At 70.9% G+C, this 17443-nt stretch carries 20 protein-coding genes; 12 read left to right on the top strand and 8 right to left on the bottom strand.

From position 1 onward, the window contains the following. Window positions 1-43 precede the first annotated feature (43 nt). Window positions 44-1036 (bottom strand): DMT family transporter, encoded by a 993-nt coding sequence (locus BGO45_RS00355; RefSeq protein ID WP_292689859.1) that lies wholly within the window; start codon window positions 1034-1036, stop codon window positions 44-46. Between the two features lie 72 nt (window positions 1037-1108). Between BGO45_RS00355 and BGO45_RS00350 the strand changes: the two genes are divergently transcribed. Further along, window positions 1109-1669, top strand: coding sequence for a CGNR zinc finger domain-containing protein (locus tag BGO45_RS00350; protein ID WP_292689855.1), 561 nt, complete (start codon window positions 1109-1111; stop codon window positions 1667-1669). Between the two features lie 81 nt (window positions 1670-1750). Here the strand turns inward: BGO45_RS00350 and BGO45_RS00345 are convergent, their stop codons facing one another. Next, on the bottom strand, window positions 1751-2635 hold the full coding sequence (locus tag BGO45_RS00345) for an alpha/beta hydrolase (RefSeq protein ID WP_292689854.1): 885 nt from the start codon (window positions 2633-2635) through the stop codon (window positions 1751-1753). 88 nt (window positions 2636-2723) lie between these two features. On the opposite strand from BGO45_RS00345, the gene BGO45_RS00340 reads away from it, so the two are divergent. The 4 genes from BGO45_RS00340 (at window position 2724) to BGO45_RS00325 (ending at window position 6364) form a co-directional block, all read left to right on the top strand. Further along, window positions 2724-3458, top strand: a complete 735-nt coding sequence (locus tag BGO45_RS00340; RefSeq protein WP_292689852.1) for an exonuclease domain-containing protein — start codon at window positions 2724-2726, stop codon at window positions 3456-3458. Window positions 3459-3475: 17 nt separating this feature from the next. Further along, window positions 3476-3868, top strand: coding sequence for a VOC family protein (locus tag BGO45_RS00335; RefSeq protein WP_292689849.1), 393 nt, complete (start codon window positions 3476-3478; stop codon window positions 3866-3868). A gap of 135 nt (window positions 3869-4003) precedes the next feature. Continuing rightward, window positions 4004-5470 (top strand): HNH endonuclease signature motif containing protein, encoded by a 1467-nt coding sequence (locus tag BGO45_RS00330; protein ID WP_292689847.1) that lies wholly within the window; start codon window positions 4004-4006, stop codon window positions 5468-5470. Window positions 5471-5542: 72 nt separating this feature from the next. Continuing rightward, a complete protein-coding gene (locus tag BGO45_RS00325) occupies window positions 5543-6364 on the top strand; it encodes a carbon-nitrogen hydrolase family protein (protein ID WP_292689846.1) in 822 nt (273 codons plus the stop codon). Window positions 6365-6415: 51 nt separating this feature from the next. Here the strand turns inward: BGO45_RS00325 and BGO45_RS00320 are convergent, their stop codons facing one another. From BGO45_RS00320 to glgA, 3 genes are all read right to left on the bottom strand, one after another. Further along, a complete protein-coding gene (locus tag BGO45_RS00320; RefSeq protein WP_076490581.1) occupies window positions 6416-6670 on the bottom strand; it encodes a type B 50S ribosomal protein L31 in 255 nt (84 codons plus the stop codon). A gap of 124 nt (window positions 6671-6794) precedes the next feature. Further along, entirely contained in the window at window positions 6795-7577 is a 783-nt protein-coding gene (locus tag BGO45_RS00315) for an ABC transporter ATP-binding protein (RefSeq protein ID WP_292689842.1), read from the bottom strand. 131 nt (window positions 7578-7708) lie between these two features. After that, the gene (glgA, locus tag BGO45_RS00310; protein WP_292689841.1) at window positions 7709-8899 is read right to left on the bottom strand and encodes a glycogen synthase; all 1191 of its coding nucleotides are present in this window, start codon (window positions 8897-8899) and stop codon (window positions 7709-7711) included. A 76-nt stretch (window positions 8900-8975) separates the two neighbouring features. Here glgA and glgC point away from each other — a divergent pair, with 76 nt between their 5' ends. Further along, window positions 8976-10220, top strand: coding sequence for a glucose-1-phosphate adenylyltransferase (gene glgC / locus BGO45_RS00305; protein ID WP_076490584.1), 1245 nt, complete (start codon window positions 8976-8978; stop codon window positions 10218-10220). Between the two features lie 64 nt (window positions 10221-10284). On the opposite strand, the gene BGO45_RS00300 is transcribed toward glgC, so the two are convergent. Continuing rightward, entirely contained in the window at window positions 10285-10758 is a 474-nt protein-coding gene (locus tag BGO45_RS00300) for an S-ribosylhomocysteine lyase (RefSeq protein ID WP_076490585.1), read from the bottom strand. A 102-nt stretch (window positions 10759-10860) separates the two neighbouring features. Between BGO45_RS00300 and serB the strand changes: the two genes are divergently transcribed. Beyond that, window positions 10861-11502, top strand: a complete 642-nt coding sequence (gene serB, locus BGO45_RS00295; RefSeq protein WP_292689837.1) for a phosphoserine phosphatase SerB — start codon at window positions 10861-10863, stop codon at window positions 11500-11502. A gap of 48 nt (window positions 11503-11550) precedes the next feature. Next, complete coding sequence (locus BGO45_RS00290; protein WP_292689836.1) at window positions 11551-12222, top strand: alpha/beta hydrolase; 672 nt, start codon at window positions 11551-11553, stop codon at window positions 12220-12222. A gap of 75 nt (window positions 12223-12297) precedes the next feature. On the opposite strand, the gene fabG is transcribed toward BGO45_RS00290, so the two are convergent. Next, window positions 12298-13008, bottom strand: a complete 711-nt coding sequence (gene fabG, locus BGO45_RS00285; protein ID WP_076490588.1) for a 3-oxoacyl-ACP reductase FabG — start codon at window positions 13006-13008, stop codon at window positions 12298-12300. Window positions 13009-13141: 133 nt separating this feature from the next. On the opposite strand from fabG, the gene BGO45_RS00280 reads away from it, so the two are divergent. From BGO45_RS00280 to BGO45_RS00265, 4 genes are all read left to right on the top strand, one after another. Continuing rightward, on the top strand, window positions 13142-13747 hold the full coding sequence (locus BGO45_RS00280; RefSeq protein ID WP_292689833.1) for a DUF4190 domain-containing protein: 606 nt from the start codon (window positions 13142-13144) through the stop codon (window positions 13745-13747). A 43-nt stretch (window positions 13748-13790) separates the two neighbouring features. Continuing rightward, window positions 13791-14159, top strand: a complete 369-nt coding sequence (locus tag BGO45_RS00275; RefSeq protein ID WP_292689831.1) for a DUF3099 domain-containing protein — start codon at window positions 13791-13793, stop codon at window positions 14157-14159. Further along, complete coding sequence (locus tag BGO45_RS00270) at window positions 14156-14362, top strand: hypothetical protein (protein WP_292689829.1); 207 nt, start codon at window positions 14156-14158, stop codon at window positions 14360-14362. Before BGO45_RS00275 ends, BGO45_RS00270 begins: the two co-directional genes overlap by 4 nt. Before the next feature lie 150 nt (window positions 14363-14512). After that, window positions 14513-15397, top strand: coding sequence for an SURF1 family protein (locus BGO45_RS00265; protein ID WP_292689827.1), 885 nt, complete (start codon window positions 14513-14515; stop codon window positions 15395-15397). A 273-nt stretch (window positions 15398-15670) separates the two neighbouring features. Here BGO45_RS00265 and BGO45_RS00260 read toward each other — a convergent pair whose 3' ends face one another. Next, on the bottom strand, window positions 15671-17269 hold the full coding sequence (locus tag BGO45_RS00260; RefSeq protein ID WP_292689825.1) for an ABC-F family ATP-binding cassette domain-containing protein: 1599 nt from the start codon (window positions 17267-17269) through the stop codon (window positions 15671-15673). Between the last annotated feature and the right edge of the window lie 174 nt (window positions 17270-17443).

Raw genomic sequence — 17443 nt, 5'->3', positions numbered from 1 at the left:
GCGGACGCGGGCGCCGCGGCTACGACCGGTCCCCCAGCCCCGTCTACGGCGAGGGCACCACCGGGATGGTCGCCGTCTCGGTCCGCTGCTCCACCGGGTCACCGGCATCCATCCGGACGAGCACGACACCGGCGAGGAGCACCGCTCCTCCGATGAACTGCACCGGCGCCGGCGTCTCACCGAGCAGCAGCCAGGCGAACCCGAGCGCGAAGAGCACCTCGCTGAGCCCGACGAACGACGCCACGCGCGAGCCGATGAGCGGCACGGCGATGACCCCGAGCGCGTAGCCGAGGGTGGTGGCCACGGCGCCGACCCAGAGCAGCGGCAGGATGCCGGGGACCTCGAGGCCGACGATCGAGACGGTGATCGAGGGGGCGGCGAAGGGCAGCATCCCCGAGATCACGAGCAGAGCCATGACGACGGTCCCGACGATGAGACCACCGGCGGCGAGCGCGAGCGGAGGGAGGGAGTCGCCGGCGCGCGCGGCGATCACGAAGTACACCGCCGTGCACGCCGCGGCGCACAGGGCGAACAGGGTTCCGAGGAGGTCGAACCGCGCACCGCTGATGTCGACGACCAGCACGAGGCCCACCATCGCCACGACCGAGCCGACGATGACGAGCTTCGAGGGGGCGCGTCGCGTGCGCACCCACACCGCCGCGACGAGCAGCACGGGCGCGATGTACTGGATCAGCAGCGCGACGGCCACCGGCATGCGCTGCATGGCGGCGAAGTAGAACAGCTGGCATCCGGCGACCGCGGTGAGCCCGAAGGCCGCGATGAGGAGTCCGTGCTGCCGCAGGAACCCGCGCTGGCGACGCATCGCGCGGATGAGCGCGGGCGAGAGCAGCAGGGATGCCAGCCCCATGCGCACGAGGAGCACCGCGCCGAGCGACCACCCGCCCTCGAGGAGCGGTTTGACGAACGGTCCGCTGGAGGAGAACGCGAGCGCGGAGCCGACAGCGATGGCGAGTCCCGTGACGGCGCCCGACGCGCGGTGGGTCGGACGTGGGAGGGTGGAGGAGGAAGTGGTCATGCAGTGCCCGCTGTCAGGAGTCAAGTACGTTTACACTCGTGACAGTAGGGCCTTCGCCTGTCAGGAGTCAACATGGTCTTCATTCGTGACACCGAGCTGGTGCTCCGCGCCACGGTCGAGCTGGTCAACACGCTCCCCCACACCGACACCACGGGGGTCGACACTCTCGTGTCCGCGGACCAGCTCGACGACTTCGCGACCCGGCACGCCTACACCGGGTCGCGCACGCACGACGAACGCGAACTCGCCGCGGTGCGCGGCATCCGCTCCCGCATCTACGAGCTGTGGACCGTCGACCGCGACGAGGCCGTACCGCTCGTGAACGCGATGCTCCGCGACGGCAAGGCCCTCCCCCAGCTCGTCCGGCACGACGACTTCGACTGGCACATCCACGCCTCCGACCCGTCCGACGCCCTCGCCCAACGCATGCTCGTCGAGGCCGCGATGGCGTTCGTCGACGTCATCCGCGCCGACGAGTACGCGCGCGTTCGCGTGTGCGACGCCGACGACTGCAGCGGCGTGTACATCGACTTCTCGAAGAACGGGTCGAAGCGCTACTGCGATGCCGGGAACTGCGGGAACCGCATGAACGTCAACGCCTACCGCCGACGCAAGGCCGACCAGCCGGCCTGACGCCGTAACCGCATGAACGTCAACGCCTACCGCCGACGCAAGGCCGACCAGCCGGCCTGAGCTGCGGCTGCCGCGCGGGGCTCAGGGCTCGGAACGCTCGAGGAACAGGCGGATCGCGGACGCCGCGGCGGCGGGCGTCTCGTAGTGGATCAGATGACCGACCGCGGGGATCTCGACGAGTTCGGCATCCGGGAACAGCGTGGCGAGGTGACGCTCGGCTTCGATCGGGGTGATGTCGTCCTTCTCGGCCGCGATCAGGAGCGTGGGCTGGACGATGCGCGGCGCGAACTCCCGCACGTCGTGCGAGACGCTCGTGACGAACGCCTCGTGGAGCACGTCGCGATCGGCGAAGCGCGAGAAGTAGGCGTCGTGCTGCTCGTGCACGAAGCGGCGCAGCTCGGGTTCGCGGGTCTTCGCCATCGCGATGCTCATGACGCGCACGATGACACCGTTGCGCAGGAGCGCGTCGCCGAGGGCGCGGGGCAGCCGTGCCCCGGCGAGGTAGTAGAACACCGCCAGCCGCGTGAGCAGACCGCGGGGTCCTTCGAGAGCGGGGGCGCCGATCGGGTTGACGAGGATCAGCCGCGGGGTCGCCAGGCCGCCGGCGACCGCCGCGGACGCGACGATCGAGCCGAACGAATGCCCGAGCACGATCGCGCCCGGGGCCTCGGACTCGACGAACGCGCGGAGCCAGTCCGCGTACGCGTCGAGGTCGTGCGCGCGTCCGGGCAGCGGAGCGGTCTCGCCGAATCCCGGAAGATCGGGCGAGACCACCCGGATGCCGGGCAGGTGCGCCACGACCGGTTCGAGCCCGTGGTGCTCACCGCGGAACCCGTGCACCGCGACGATGGTGGTCTCGGCGGTGTCGTCGCCATAGGTCCAGTACGCCGTCATGCCGCCCAGGATCCCAGCCGTGCGCCGTTGCACCGGGATCTCGGCCAGGAGCGGGGCGTAGGGATTCGGCATCCGTCGATTCTAGGCGGGGAGGCTCGACGCACTGGGCCTCCCGGTGCGCCTCGGGGGCCGTGTCGGTACCCCGTCCTAGCCTGAACGCATGACCACGTGGCAGGCCGAGCCGCTCCCGATGTTCCAGACACCGGAGTGGGCGCGCGTCGTCGGTGTGTTCGACCTCGAAACGACCGGGGTGGATGTCGTGCGCGACCGCATCGTCACCGCCCACGTGGGCGTGCTCGACGCCGACGGCCACGTGATCGACGCGCGCGACTGGCTCGCCGACCCCGGTGTCCCGATTCCCGCCGGGGCCGCCGCGATCCACGGCGTCACGACCGCCCGGGCCCGCGCCGAAGGAGCACCGGCCGCCGCGGTGGTGTCCGAGGTCGTCGAGGCGCTCCGAGCGCTCTTCGATGCGGGCATCCCGGTGGTCGCCTACAACGCGCCCTTCGACTTCTCCCTGCTGAGGAACGAGGCGGTGCGTCATGGCATCCCGCCGATCGACGCTCCCTCCCCGGTGATCGATCCGCTGGTCGTCGACAAGACCTACGACCGCTACCGTCGCGGCAAGCGCACCCTCTCGCACGTCGCCGCGCACTACGCCGTGCCCTTGGAGTCCGCTCACGAGGCGTGCGCGGACGCCGTCGCCGCCGGTCGCCTCGCCCTGGCGCTCGCCGAACGCTACGCCGCGTGGCTGCCGCCGACCCTCGACGAACTGCACACGCGCCAGATCGCGTGGGCGCGCGCGCAGGCGGCGAGCCTCACGGAGTACTTCGTGAAGATCGGTCGTCTGGATGCCACGGCTCCGCCGATCGACGGGGCCTGGCCGATCCGCTGAGCGGGGCGGGTGGCACGATGGCCGGATTTCACCACGTCGAGGTGTGGGTCGCCGACCTCGCACAAGCTCTCAGGGAATGGGGGTGGCTGCTCGACCGCGTCGGCTTCGAACGACAGAGCGCGTGGAGCGAGGGTGAGACCTGGTCGGCGGGCGGAGCGTACCTCTCGCTGACCGCGTCCCCCACCCTCTCGGGCACGACGCATGATCGCCGGGCGCCGGGGGTGAACCACCTGGCCTTCGTCACGGAGGGGCGAGACCGAGTGGATGCCATCATGGCCGCCGCCCCGGCACACGGATGGCGGCCGCTGTACCACGACCGCTATCCCCACGCGGGCGGCCCCGACCACTACGCCGGATGGCTGGAGAACTCGGCGGGATTCAAGGCAGAGGTCGTCGCGGAAGATCGGTGAGCACGTGCTCCCGACACCGAGATTCCACCGTGATGAAAGAGCCCGACGAGGGTGCCGACGCTGCGTGCACCGCGAGATGTCGCGCATTCGACCGCTGCCCCGGGTGATGTCGGACCCCCTCATTAGTGTTCGAATATGGAGATCCCGGCACCCCCTCGCGATCGGTCGTCGACGACCGGCGCGCAGGTCTGGGCGCCCTGGCCCGACGGTGATCGTCTGCAGGCCGACGCGGATTCCGCCTGGGCGATCGCACTCGGGCTCGTCGACGAAGCCGACGTGGGCGGCGCCGATCGCGGAACGTCTCACGGTCCCGCCGCGCTGCTCGACCGCCTCGACGACGCGGCGGTCGCCCGCCATCGGGCCACCGCCGCCGAGTACGACCTGATCCATCGGGTGCTGCGCGACGCGCTCGATGACCCCGACCCCTGGGTCGGCCCCGACCCCACACTCGACGGACTGTGGCACGACCCGCGGGGCCGTACGCCCGCGGCCGTCCGACGCGACCGCCTCGACATGGCCGAGCGCGCCGCGGTCGCCGAGATCGCGGTGCGGCTCCGACTCGCCGAACAGACCGTGCGCAGCCGCGCGGCGCACGCGGGCGTCCTTCGCGAGCGCTGCCCGGGGATGTGGGCCGCGTTCACCGAGGGACGGGTCTCGGAGCGTCACGCGGTCGAGGCCGCGCGGCTGGCCGCGACTCTGCCGGAGGATCGTGACGCATGGGGAGCGTTCGACCTCGGTGCCCTCGACCGGGCGCTGAGGCTCGCGCCCGCGCGGTTCGCCACCGCCGCGCGCGTCCTGCGCGAACGCGTGCACGCCGAGTCGCTCGAGGCGCGCCACGGCCGCGCCCGCGGTGACCGCGGAGTCTGGATGACGGCCGAACTCGACGGCATGGCCACGCTCACCGCCTTCCTTCCCGCCGACCGCGCCGCCGCGGCGATGACGCGCCTCGACCGCACGGCCCGGCATCTCGCCACCGCCGACGACGAGACGCGCACGCTCGCCCAGCTCCGCGCCGACGTGTTCGCCGATCTGCTCTCCGGCGCGGGACCGGCGGTGGAGGCCACGCACACTCACGTGTCCGCGACGCCGGGCACGCGCGACCGCGCCGCGAGCACCACGCCGGCCCCCGCTCGCCCCAGCGTGATCGTCACGATCCCCGCTCTGACTCTGCTCGGCGCCGACGACGCTCCCGCGACCCTCGACGGCTACGGCCCGATCGACCTCGACACGGCTCGGCGGCTGGCGGGAGACGCGCCCTCATGGATCCGCGTGCTCACCCACCCCGTCACCGGCGCGCCCGTCGCCCTCGACCGCACGACCTACCGGGTCCCCACGGCCCTGCGCCGCTGGCTCGGGATCACCTCGCCGACGTGCGCCTTCCCCGGGTGCGCCCGTCCGACGCGGGACTGCGACCTCGACCACCTCCACGCGTGGAGCGACGGCGGCGCGACCGACCACGACAACCTCGATCCCGAGTGCCGCCACCATCACCGTATGCGCCATGAGACCCGTTGGGCCGCCAGCCGCGATCCCGATACCGGCTACCTCGCGTGGATCAGTCCGCTGGGGGCGCACGTCGACGCCGACCCGCCGCCGTTCTAGACGCGCAACGCGACGCTCGTCGCGCAGCCCACCGCGCGCGCCGCGCGATCACACGCCTGCCAGACTCTTTCCGTGACCCTCCGCATCGCCACCGTTCAAGCCGAGGCGACGCCCGGCGACCTCGACGCCAACCTGTCGCGCGCTGCGGACTGGATCGAACGAGCCGGCGCGCAGAACGTGGACGTCATCGTCTTCCCCGAGGCGTTCACGACCGGTTACGACGACGCCGTCCTCTCCGGCGCGCTCCCGGACGCCGCCGACACCCGCTGGCTGGCCGCGGTGCAGCGGGCCGTCGACCGCACCGGCATCGTCGCGATCCTCAACACCGCCCTCGACCGCGGTGACCGCCGCACGTTGACCGACGTCGTCGTCACGCCGCACCGACCGGCCGTCGTGGCGTACGACAAGCAGCACCTGTACGACAGCGAGCGCACCGTCTTCGCCGCGGGCGACGCCGGATTCTCGTTCGTGGTGAACGACCTGCGCCTCGCACTGTCGGTCTGCTACGACGCGAACTTCCCCGAGCATGCCGCGGCGGCCGCGGCGGCGGGCGCCGACGTATACGTGAACAGCGGCGCGTATTTCCCGGGCGGCGCACACCGCCGCGACCTCCACTACGCCGCTCGCGCCCTCGACAACGGCATGTACGTCGTGTTCAGCGGCCTCGTCGGCGGGACGAACCACTTCATCGGCGGCTCGGCGATCTTCGACCCGACGGGCCGCCGCATCGCCGCGGTCGACGACGTCGAGGGGCTGGCCATCGCCGACCTCGATCGCGACGAGATCGTGCGCATCCGCGACGACCAGAGGATGTGGGCCGATCGTCGCGCAGAACTCGGCCCGCAGCGCACGTTCGGACCGCTCACCGGCGCCGCGTCCGCCGCCGCCGAATGACGGAAGCCCCCGTCCCGAGGGACGAGGGCTTCCGGCGAGAACCGCTGCGACTCAGCGCGAGCCGCCGAAGTTCTTGAAGCGCTGGTTGAACTTCTCGACACGACCGGCCGAGTCCATGATGCGCTGCTTACCCGTGTAGAAGGGGTGCGAAGCCGACGAGATCTCCACGTCGATGACGGGGTACTCGACGCCGTCGAGCTCGATCGTCTTGTCGCTCGAGACCGTCGAACGGGTGAGGAAGGTCTCGCCCGAGCCGAGGTCGCGGAACACGACGGCCTTGTACGTGGGGTGGATGTCAGTCTTCATGGGAGGTCCTTTGAGAAGTGGTGCCCTGGATTCTGCCAGGACGGTCAAAGTCTGCGGCGCCGGGGGCACCAAAGGACGAGTCTATCAGGCCCGTGGCTCCGCGACGACGCAGCTTCCGAAGCGATCAGGACGCGCGTGCCGCGTAGCGGCCGGCATCCTGGGTCAGGCTGATCTGCACCCCGAACGTCGCCGACAGATTCTCGGCCGTGAGCGCCTCGGACAGGGGCCCGGATGCCACGATCTCGCCGTCGCGCAGCAGCAGGACGTGCGTGAACCCGACGGGGATCTCCTCGACGTGGTGGGTGACCATGATCATCGCCGGCGTGGTCGGGGCCGACGCGTAGCCGGAGAGGAGGGCGAGGAGTTCTTCGCGGGCGCCGAGGTCGAGGCTGGCGGTCGGCTCGTCGAGCAGCAGCAGCTCGGGGTCGGTCATGACCGCCCGGGCGATCTGCACGCGCTTCTGCTCGCCGTCCGACAGCGTCCCGAACGTGCGGTCGGCGAGGTGGTCGAGGCGCCACTCGGCGAGCACGCGCAGCGCGCGGCGCTCGTCGATGTCGTCGTACTGCTCGCGCCACCGACCCGTGACCGAGTACGCGGCGGTCAGGACGACGTCGAGCACCGTCTCTTCCGGCGGCACCCGGCGCGCCATGGCCGACGATGCGAATCCGATGCGCGGACGCAGCTCGAACACGTCCGTCCGCCCGAGACGCTCGCCGAGGATCGTCACCGAGCCCGACGTGGGATGGATCAGCGTGTCGGCGAGCTGGAGCACGGTGGTCTTGCCGGCACCGTTGGGGCCGAGAACGACCCAGCGTTCATCGTCGGAGACGGTCCAGTCGAGGTGGGACACGATGTCCCGGGCGTTCCGGCGGACGACGACGTCGGAGAACTCCAGAACCTGCGGCATGCGTCCAGCCTAACGGCCTCGGCGCACCGGCGACGGCGCGCCACCCCGGCCTGGGGAGAGGCCCGTCGCTCGCCCTCGACCTCCGCGGACGTCGTGCCCACCGAGACCGCCCTGCGCGCCAGAGCACGGAGCTACTTCCCCGCGACCTCCGCGTACAGCGCCGCGGTCGTCTGGGCGATCGCGGCCCAGCTGAAGTCGTCGATCGCGCGTCGGCGCCCGGCCTCGCCGTACTCCGCCGCGCGGGCGGCATCCGTCACCACCTCGGTGAGGACACGGGCGAGATCATCGACGAAACGTTCCGGATCGACGGGGGTGCCGGTGCCGTCCTGCACCTGTTCGATCGGCACGAGACGACCCGTGACACCGTCCACGACGACCTCGGGAATGCCCCCGGTGGCCGTGCCGACGACGGCGGCGCCGCAGGCCATGGCTTCGAGGTTCACGATGCCGAGCGGCTCGTACACCGACGGGCAGACGAACGTCGTGGCCGCCGTGAGGATCGCGCACAGTTCGTGGCGGGGAAGCAGCCGGTCGATCCACACGACGCCCTCGCGCGTGGACTGGAGACCGCGGACGAGCTCCTCGACCTCGGCGAGGATCTGCGGGGTGTCGGGCGCACCGGCGCACAGCACGAGCTGCACGTCGGGCGGCAGCTGCTCCGCGGCGCGCAGCAGGTAGGGCAGCCCCTTCTGGCGGGTGATGCGCCCCACGAACACCACCGAGGGCCGCGACGCGTCGATGCCGACGGACGCGAGGAACGCGTCGTCGGACACCGGATGCCACGCCTCGGTGTCGATGCCGTTGTAGATCACGCGCACCTTGGCGGGATCCAGCGAGGGATAGCTGCGCAGGATGTCCTGACGCATGCCCTCGCTCACCGCGACGACCGCGGCGGCGCCCTCGTACGCGGTCTTCTCGATGAAGCTCGACACGGCGTAGCCGCCGCCGAGCTGCTCGGCCTTCCAGGGACGCAGCGGCTCCAGGCTGTGGGCGGTGACCACGTGCGGGATGCCGTGCAGCAACGACGCGAGATGCCCGGCGAAGTTCGCGTACCAGGTGTGGGAGTGCACGACATCCGCGCCGGCGACGTCGGAGACGATCTCGAGGTCGGTGCCGAGGGTCTGGATCGCCCCGTTCGCGGAGGCCAGTTCGGTCGGCACCGCGTACGAGGTCGTGTCGGGTTCGTCGCGCGGCGCGCCGAACGCCCGTACCTGCACCTCGGTGCCCTCCGCGCGGAGGGCACGGACCAGCTCGGTCGCGTGGACACCCGCTCCTCCGTAGATCTCCGGCGGGTACTCCTTGGTCACGACATCGACGCGCATGACACGAACCGTAGCGCAGCGAAACCCCCGCCGCGCGTCGGTTCCCGGGATCGCGCTCGCACCTTATGGTGGTGCCATGCCTGCAGCGCCGAAGGTCTTCGGAATCATCCTCGCCGGCGGCGAGGGAAAGCGACTCATGCCCCTGACGGCCGACCGCGCCAAACCCGCCGTGCCCTTCGGGGGTCAGTACCGCCTGATCGACTTCGCGATCTCGAATCTCATCAACTCGGGACTCCGCCAGCTCGTCGTCCTGACGCAGTACAAGTCGCACAGTCTCGACCGGCACATCTCCCAGACGTGGCGGATGTCGCCGATGCTCGGGTCGTACGTGGCATCCGTCCCCGCCCAGCAGCGGCTCGGCAAGCGCTGGTTCTCCGGCTCGGCGGACGCGATCCTGCAGTCGATGAACCTCATCCGCGACGAGAAGCCCGACATCGTCGTCGTCATCGGCGCCGATCACGTGTACCGCATGGACTTCGCGCAGATGCTCGACGCGCACATCGCCTCCGATGCGCGCGCCACGGTCGCCGGCATCCGTCAGCCCATCTCGCTCGCGAACCAGTTCGGCGTCATCGACACCGACCCGTCCGATCCGACGATGATCCGCGAGTTCCTCGAGAAGCCGCAGAACCCGACCGGGCTCGCCGACGCACCGCACGAGGTGCTCGCTTCGATGGGCAACTACATCTTCGACGCCGACGCGCTCGTCGAGGCCGTCACGCACGACGGCGAACTGCCGACCTCCGCGCACGACATGGGCGGCGACATCGTTCCGTACTTCGTCAATCGCGGCGAAGCGGCGGTCTACGACTTCCAGCGCAACGACGTTCCCGGGTCGACCTCGCGCGACCGGTCGTACTGGCGCGACGTCGGCACGATCGAGTCGTTCTACGACGCCCACATGGATCTGATCTCGACGCTGCCCATCTTCAACCTCTACAACACCGACTGGCCGATCTACTCGCAGACCGTCAACGCTCCCCCGGCGAAGTTCGTACGCGACTCGGTGGGCCGGATCGGCAACGCCATCGACTCGATCGTCTCCCTCGGTTCCGTGCTCTCGGGCACGCATCTCGAGCGCAGCGTCGTCGGGCCGTGGGCACTGGCCGGCGGCGGATCGACGATCACCGACTCGGTGCTCTTCGACGGCGTGCAGGTCGGTGCGGGAGCGCGTATCCACCGCGCGATCCTCGACAAGAACGTGACCCTGGCCCCCGGCGCGACCATCGGTGTCGACCGCGAACGCGACCTCGCGCGCGGGTTCACCGTGACCGAGACCGGCATCACCGTCGTCGGGAAGGACGTCCGCGTCGAGGGCTGAGCAGCCCGGATGCCGGAAGGGGCGGTGACCGCGATGGTCACCGCCCCTTCCGCGTCTCAGCGGATCAGACGCCCACGCGCGCGAACGCGTCGCGGCTGATTCCCTGGGCCAGGACGACCTTGGACCACTCGCGGGCGGTGTGCAGGCTGTGGTCGCGGTAGTTGCCGCAGCTGAACGCGTCGGTCCCGGGGACGTCGTCCCACTCCACGTCCTCGGCGATGGCGCGGAGCGAGTCGGTGACGGCGACGACGACATCGCCGAGGTCGGGCTCACCCCACATGATCAGGTGGAAGCCGGTGCGGCATCCGAACGGCGAGATGTCGATCACGCCGTCGATCCGGTCGCGGAGGAGGCTCGCGAGCAGGTGCTCGATCGTGTGGATGCCGGCGGTCGGGATCTCGCCCTCGTTCGGCTGCACCAGCCGCACGTCGAAGTTCGAGATGACATCGCCGCGCGGACCCGACTCGGTGCCGATGAGGCGGATGTAGGGGGCGAGCACGGCGGTGTGGTCGAGCGTGAAGCTCTCGACGTCGGCCATGGAGGGGTCCTTTCGGCGGCGGGCACAGACATCCCCAGGGTACGCGCGACCTCGTCGGCCGGCGCCGCGTGGGTCGCCGCGTGACGCGCTAGGGTCGAGGCCGTGGCCGCACCCGCTCGTTTCCTCGTCGTCCTGGACGCCGACTCCACCCTCATCCGCAACGAAGTCATCGAGCTCCTGGCCGACGAAGCCGGCCGCGGGGCCGAGGTGGCCGCGGCCACGGAAGCCGCGATGCGCGGCGAGGTCGACTTCGCCGACAGCCTGCGGTCGCGGGTCGCCGCCCTCGCCGGGGTTCCGGTCGAGGCGTTCTCGCGCGCGATCGCGCGCATCGAGCCGACGCCCGGGGTGCGCGTCCTCATCGACGCCGTCCATGCCCGCGGCGGCGTGGTCGGGGTCGTGTCGGGCGGGTTCCACGAGGTCCTCGACACCGTCGCCCCCGATCTCGGCGTCGACGTGTGGCGCGCCAACCGGCTCGTCGTCGCCGACGGCGCGCTGACCGGAGAGGTGGACGGGCCGATCGTGGATGCCACGGCCAAGGCCGACACCCTGCGCGAGTGGGCCTCCGCTCACGGCGTGCCGATGCCGCTCACGTTCGCGATCGGCGACGGCGCCAACGACCTGCGGATGATGGAGGCCGCGGGCCTCGGTCTCGCGTTCAACGCCAAGCCCGCGGTGCGCGCCGCGGCCGACCTCGTGATCGGCCCCGTCGATCTGGCCGAGGTCGTCCCGCTGCTCCCCCGCTGAGCGAGCGCCGCCCTCCGCGATGTCGGAGGCCCCTCCTACAGTGACGTCATGGACGTGATTCTGGTTCCGGGCCTCTGGCTCGACGCATCGTCGTGGGATGCCGTTGTCCCCGCGCTCACCGAGGCGGGGCACCGCGTGCACCCGCTGACCCTCCCGACCGACGTCGACGCCGGTATCCGCGACTGGGTCGACGCGGTCGTCGCGCACGTCGACGCCGCTGCGGGCCCTGTGGTGCTCGTCGGTCACTCCGGCGGGGGGAACGTCGTCTGGGGCGCCGCCGACGCGCGGCCCGACCGCATCTCACGTGTCGTGTTCGTCGACACGATGCCCCCGCCCCCGGGCGCCATGATCTCGGAGTTCCCCGTCGAGAACGGCGTGGTGCCGTTCCCGGGCTGGGACTTCTTCGACGAGCCCGACATCGCCGATCTCGACGACGAGACGCGCCGACGTGTCGCCGCGTCGGTGATCGACGTGCCCGGGAGCGTCCCGACCGATCCGATCCCGCTGTCGGACGAGCGGCGCCACGACATCCCGGTGACCGTGCTGTCGGGTCGGCTCGACGAGGACGGCATCCGCGAAGCCCTCACCCAGTGGGGCGCGTTCGCCGACGAGTTCGAACGCATCGGCGATGTCGAGGTCATCACGCTGGACAGCGGCCACTGGCCCCAGTTCTCGCAGCCCGAGGCCTTCGCCGCGCGATTGGTTCAGACGGTGCGCTGAGAGGGGGTGCGGGGTTCGCCGAGCCCCCGGCTCGGCGGACGGCGAACCGTCGACTCCTGACGGGAGAACCCGCGCTCAGTGCCCCATCCCGAGGCCGCCGTCGACCGGGATGACCGCGCCCGAGATGTACGCGGCGTCATCGCCCGCGAGCCACGTGACGACACCCGCGACCTCGTCGGCCGAGGCGAATCGGCCCGCGGGGATGTTCTTCTTGTACTCGGCCTGGGTGTCGGCCGGCAGTTCGGCGGTCATGTCCGTCTCGATGAACCCGGGCGCCACGACGTTCGCGGTGATGCCGCGGCCGCCGAGTTCGCGGGTGAGCGAGCGGGCGAAGCCGACGAGGGCGCTCTTGGAGGCGGCGTAGTTGATCTGCCCGGCCGAGCCGTACAGACCGACCACGCTCGAGATCAGGATCACGCGCCCCCAGCGCGCCTTGAGCATGCCTTTCGACGCGCGCTTGACCACGCGGAACGCGCCGCCCAGGTTGGTCGAGACCACGCTGTCGAAGTCGTCCTCGCTCATCCGCAGGAGCAGCGTGTCCTTGGTGATGCCGGCGTTGGCGACGACCACGGCGATCGGTCCGAGCTCGGCCTCGATCTGCGTGAACGCGGCGTCCACCGCGGCGGCATCGGTGACGTCCGCGCGGACCGTCAGGGTCCCGGCCGGTCCCTCGCCCGAACGTGCGGTGACCGCGACACGCCAGCCCTCGGTGACGAAGCGTTCGGCGATGGCTCGTCCGATGCCGCGGTTTCCTCCGGTGACGACGACGACGCGGTCCTGGGACATGTGAGACTCCTGCGGTGCGAGGGACGGAACCGGCCCAGCCTACCGACGACCCCGGCCCCGCCGGTCCTCGGGCGTTTGACACGGCCCGCGCCGCGCTGGAAGCCTGGACACGAATACGACGAAAGGGACGCCCGTGAGCGACGACCAGACCTCCGCCCCGCGCAACGACGGCGACACGCCCGCGACCGCCGGCGCATCCGACGCCGCCGCGTACACCGCTCCCCCGGCACCGCCCGTTCCGCCCGCGCCCGCCGCCGACGCACCGTCGTCCGCTTTCCCCACCGCCGACGCCCCCGGATACGACGCCCCCGCGGCCCCCGCCTACGCGGCCCCCGCCTACGGCGCGCCCGCGGCCCCCGCCTACGGTGCGCCCGCGTACGGGCAGGCGCCCGCGTACGGGCAGACCCCGGGCTCGGCGTACGGGCAGGCTCCCTACGGATCGGCCCCCGCCGCCGCGTACGGCTCCGCCGTGCGCACCAACGTGCTCGCGATCATCTCGCTCGTGGCATCCATCGCCGGATTCATCGGGCTGATCCCGGTCATCGGTCCGATCGCAGCCGTCATCACCGGCCACATCTCGCTGGGCCAGATCAAGCGCACGGGAGAGCAGGGACGCGGCATGGCCCTGGCCGGCACCATCGTCGGCTGGGTCGGAATCGGCGTGATCGTCCTGATCGCGATCTTCTTCATCGTCTTCGTGGGGATCGCCGCGAGCCAGTCGTCTCGATACGGCGCCTAATCCCGCCCGAGCACCCCGCGACGGGCGTACTCTGGGTCTCACCGTGAAGACATCGCCCCGCGCTCAGTCAGCGACGTCGCTCCCGCAGGCTCCGGGAGACGACGCCGGATCCCGTTTCGCCAAGTACATGGTGATGATGGGCATCCGCGTCGCGTGCTTCGCGGCGATGTTCCTCATCACTCCGTACGGCTGGTACACCTTCGTCTTCGCCGCCGGTGCGATCTTCCTCCCCTACCTCGCCGTGGTCGTCGCGAACGTCGGGCAGGATGCCGACGTGGTCGACGCCGTCGCACCGGAGCGCATGATCGAGGCGGCGCCGTCGACCCCCGCCGTGGCCGACTCGGACGCGCCGACCGTCATCCGCATCGCCGAGACTCCGCGTCTCGAGCAGCCGCGCGACGAGCGGTCGTGACCGACGCCCCCGTCGATTGCTCCCGTGCCGGTTGCCGCGCGCCCGCGGAGTGGGCGATCCGGTGGCGGAACCCGCGCATCCATTCCGCGGATCGTCGCAAGACCTGGGTCGCCTGCGGTGAGCACGTCGGGTACCTCCGCGAATTCCTGAGGGCGCGGGACTTCCCCGTCGAGGTCTCCGCGCTGACGGGAGATCCGGCGTGAACACCGACCCAGCGACCGACGTACGCTGGATGACGTGGTCAGGCCTGTTGAGATGAGTGCGCGCGCCGCGCGGCGGCACCGTCCAGCCCGCTCCCCGCTGGCGCACCGCGAGCCACCCCGGTCGGGAGGGCCGTCATGAACGGGCGCGAGATGCCCGCTGCCGCACGCTGGAGCATGTACGTCGGCATCGCGATCCTCTTCGCCATCGCCTGCGGGTTCCTCTCGAACTGGCAGTTCTCGCGCAACGCCGACCGCAGCGAGCAGCTGCAGCTGGTGGCCGACAACTATGACGCCGCACCCGTGCCCCTCGGCGATCTGCTCGCGCCGGGCGCGGAGTTGAACCCCGCCGACGAGTGGCGCCCGGTGCGCCTGGAGGGGCGGTACCTCCCCGACGAGCAGCTCCTCGTGCGCAACCGGCCGCACGGCGGGACGGCGGCCTTCGAGCAGCTCGTGCCCTTCCGCCTCGACGACGGTCGCACGTTCCTCGTCGATCGCGGCTGGCTCCCGCCGGGCGATCGCCAGGCGGATCCGGACGAGATCCCAGCGCCACCGTCGGGCGACGTCACCGTCGAAGTCCGGCTGCGCCCCGAAGAAGCCGCGCCCACCTCGGGTCGTACCGCCGAGCTCGGGCAGGTGCCCACGATCAACCTCGGTCTCGTCGCCGAGCAGTCGGGCCCCATCGAGCAGGGCGCGTACGGCCTGTTGATGTCGGAGTCCCCCGCCCCGGCGACCGCCCCGACGCCGGTCGATCCGCCCAGCAACGACCCCGGACCGTACCTCTCCTACGCGGTGCAGTGGATCCTGTTCGCCGTGATGGGATTCGGCTTCATCACGTACGTCATCGTGAACGAGCGCAAGCTCCGTCGCGAGGAGGCAGAGGATGCCGAAGTCGACGGAGCGCCGGAGGCGACACCGGAGCCGGAGAAGGTCCCGCACGAGCGCCGCCGGGTCGACCCCGTCGCCCTCCACCGGGCACGCAAACGCCCGAAGGATCGCGACGCCGACGACGAGGACGCCCTGCTCGACGCCCGCTGAGCGCGCACAATCCCGGCTGCCGCGGCATCCGCTCGGCTCGAAGGGGCGGTACGCCAGTGTGATCAGATCCGCGTAGTCGCGGCCCCGGATGTCTTCCACAGACATCATCGACAGACGTCGGGCTCACGCCAGTGTGATCAGATCCGCGTAGTCGCGGCCCCAGATGTCTTCCACAGACATCATCGACAGACGTCCGGCTTACGCCAGTGTGATCAGATCCGCGTAGTCGCGGCCCCGGATGTCTTCCACAGACATCATCGACAGACGTCCGGCTTACGCCAGTGTGATCAGATCCGCGTAGTCGCGGCCCCAGATGTCTTCCACGCCATCGGGCAGGATGAGCACGCGCTCGGGGTTGAGCGCCTCGACGGCTCCCTCGTCGTGCGACACGAGCACGACCGCGCCCTCGTAATGCGCCAGGGCGCCGAGGATCTCCTCGCGCGAGGCGGGGTCGAGGTTGTTCGTGGGCTCGTCGAGCAGCAACATGTTCGCCGACGACACCACGAGCGTCGCGAGCGACAGACGCGTCTTCTCGCCGCCCGAGAGGACACCGGCGGGCTTCAGCACGTCGTCGCCGACGAACAGGAACGAGCCGAGCACCTTCCGGGCCTCGGTCGCGGTGATGTCGGGGGCGGCGGACATCATGTTGTCCAGCACCGACCGGGTGACGTCGAGGTTCTCGTGCTCCTGGGCGTAGTAGCCGATCTTCAGACCGTGCCCGGGCTCGAGCTGACCGGTGTCGGGCTTGTCGACGCCCGCGAGGATGCGGAGGAGAGTGGTCTTGCCGGCACCGTTGAGCCCCAGGATGACGACGCGCGAGCCGCGGTCGATCGCGAGGTCCACGTCGGTGAAGATCTCCAGCGACCCGTACGACTTCGACAGACCGGATGCCATGAGCGGGGTCTTGCCGCACGGGGCCGGCTTGGGGAACCGGAGCTTGGCGACCCGCTCGTCCTGGCGCACGTCGTCGAGGCCCTTGAGCATCTTCTCGGCGCGCGCGACCATCTGGTGGGCGGCGGCGGCCTTGGAGGCCTTCGCGCCGAAGCGCGCGGCCTGCAGCTGCAGGGCCGTCGCCTTCTTCTCGACGTTGGCGCGCTCCTTCTTGCGGCGCTCCTCGTCGGCCACCCGCTGGCGCAGGTAGTTCTTCCAGTTCATGTTGTAGACGTCGATGACCTGGCGGTTGGCATCGAGGTAGAACACCCGGTTCACGGTCTCGCCGACGAGCTCGACGTCGTGCGAGATCACGATGAGCCCGCCCTTGTACCCCTTGAGGAACTCGCGCAGCCACACGACGCTGTCGGCGTCGAGGTGGTTGGTCGGCTCGTCGAGGATCATCGTCTGCGCGTCCGAGAACAGGATGCGCGCCAACTCGATGCGCCGGCGCTGACCGCCCGAGAGCGTCTTCAGGGGCTGGTCGAGGATCCGGTCGGGGAGCGACAGGTTGTGGGCGATGGATGCCGCCTCCGCTTCCGCCGCGTAGCCGCCGGCGGCCTCGAACTGCTCGGTGAGGCGGCCGTACTTCTTCATCGCCTTCGCCGCGACCGCGGGGTCGTCGTCGCCCATCGCCATCGACGCCTCGTGCATGCCGAGGGCCAGGGAGCCGAGGCCGCGGGCGTCGAGGATGCGGGTGCGCGCCAGCATCTCGGGGTCACCCGAACGCGGATCCTGCGGGAGGTAGCCGAGCTCGCCGCTGCGGTCGACGCCGCCGTGGGCGGGGAGCAGGTCGCCCGCGAGCACCTTCGTGAGCGTCGTCTTCCCGGCGCCGTTGCGGCCCACGAGGCCGATCTTGTCGCCGTCCGAGACGCGGAACGACACCTCCGACATCAGCACGCGCGCGCCGACGCGGATCTCGAGATCGTGCACGGCGAGCACAGCAGACGTCCGTTCGTCGAAGGAAAGGGATGGTGGCCGATGGTGGCCAGCCACCCAGTATACGGCGCGTGCGGATTGCCTCGCCGTCGAGACGTTCCGGCGACCCCGGGTTTGCGGTCGCGGCGAGACCGTGATCTAAACTAAGCCTATCCTTACCTAAATCGCAGGAGGTCC

The organism is Microbacterium sp. 71-36, from assembly GCF_001898305.1.
In the GTDB taxonomy this organism is placed as follows: domain Bacteria; phylum Actinomycetota; class Actinomycetes; order Actinomycetales; family Microbacteriaceae; genus Microbacterium.
The sequence above is the reverse complement of the archived record's forward strand: the minus strand, read 5'-3'. Positions and strand labels throughout refer to the sequence as shown.

Bases quoted from the DNA above. Each gene is read 5' to 3' on its own strand.
- BGO45_RS00265 (WP_292689827.1), top strand. From the start codon at position 14,513: ATGCCCGCTGCCGCACGCTGGAGCATGTACGTCGGCATCGCGATCCTC.
- BGO45_RS00355 (WP_292689859.1), bottom strand. From the start codon at position 1,036: ATGACCACTTCCTCCTCCACCCTCCCACGTCCGACCCACCGCGCGTCG.
- BGO45_RS00340 (WP_292689852.1), top strand. From the start codon at position 2,724: ATGACCACGTGGCAGGCCGAGCCGCTCCCGATGTTCCAGACACCGGAG.
- BGO45_RS00350 (WP_292689855.1), top strand. From the start codon at position 1,109: ATGGTCTTCATTCGTGACACCGAGCTGGTGCTCCGCGCCACGGTCGAG.
- glgA (WP_292689841.1), bottom strand. From the start codon at position 8,899: ATGCGCGTCGATGTCGTGACCAAGGAGTACCCGCCGGAGATCTACGGA.
- BGO45_RS00300 (WP_076490585.1), bottom strand. From the start codon at position 10,758: ATGGCCGACGTCGAGAGCTTCACGCTCGACCACACCGCCGTGCTCGCC.
- glgC (WP_076490584.1), top strand. From the start codon at position 8,976: ATGCCTGCAGCGCCGAAGGTCTTCGGAATCATCCTCGCCGGCGGCGAG.
- BGO45_RS00290 (WP_292689836.1), top strand. From the start codon at position 11,551: ATGGACGTGATTCTGGTTCCGGGCCTCTGGCTCGACGCATCGTCGTGG.
- BGO45_RS00330 (WP_292689847.1), top strand. From the start codon at position 4,004: ATGGAGATCCCGGCACCCCCTCGCGATCGGTCGTCGACGACCGGCGCG.
- BGO45_RS00345 (WP_292689854.1), bottom strand. From the start codon at position 2,635: ATGCCGAATCCCTACGCCCCGCTCCTGGCCGAGATCCCGGTGCAACGG.
- BGO45_RS00335 (WP_292689849.1), top strand. From the start codon at position 3,476: ATGGCCGGATTTCACCACGTCGAGGTGTGGGTCGCCGACCTCGCACAA.
- BGO45_RS00320 (WP_076490581.1), bottom strand. From the start codon at position 6,670: ATGAAGACTGACATCCACCCCACGTACAAGGCCGTCGTGTTCCGCGAC.
- BGO45_RS00315 (WP_292689842.1), bottom strand. From the start codon at position 7,577: ATGCCGCAGGTTCTGGAGTTCTCCGACGTCGTCGTCCGCCGGAACGCC.
- fabG (WP_076490588.1), bottom strand. From the start codon at position 13,008: ATGTCCCAGGACCGCGTCGTCGTCGTCACCGGAGGAAACCGCGGCATC.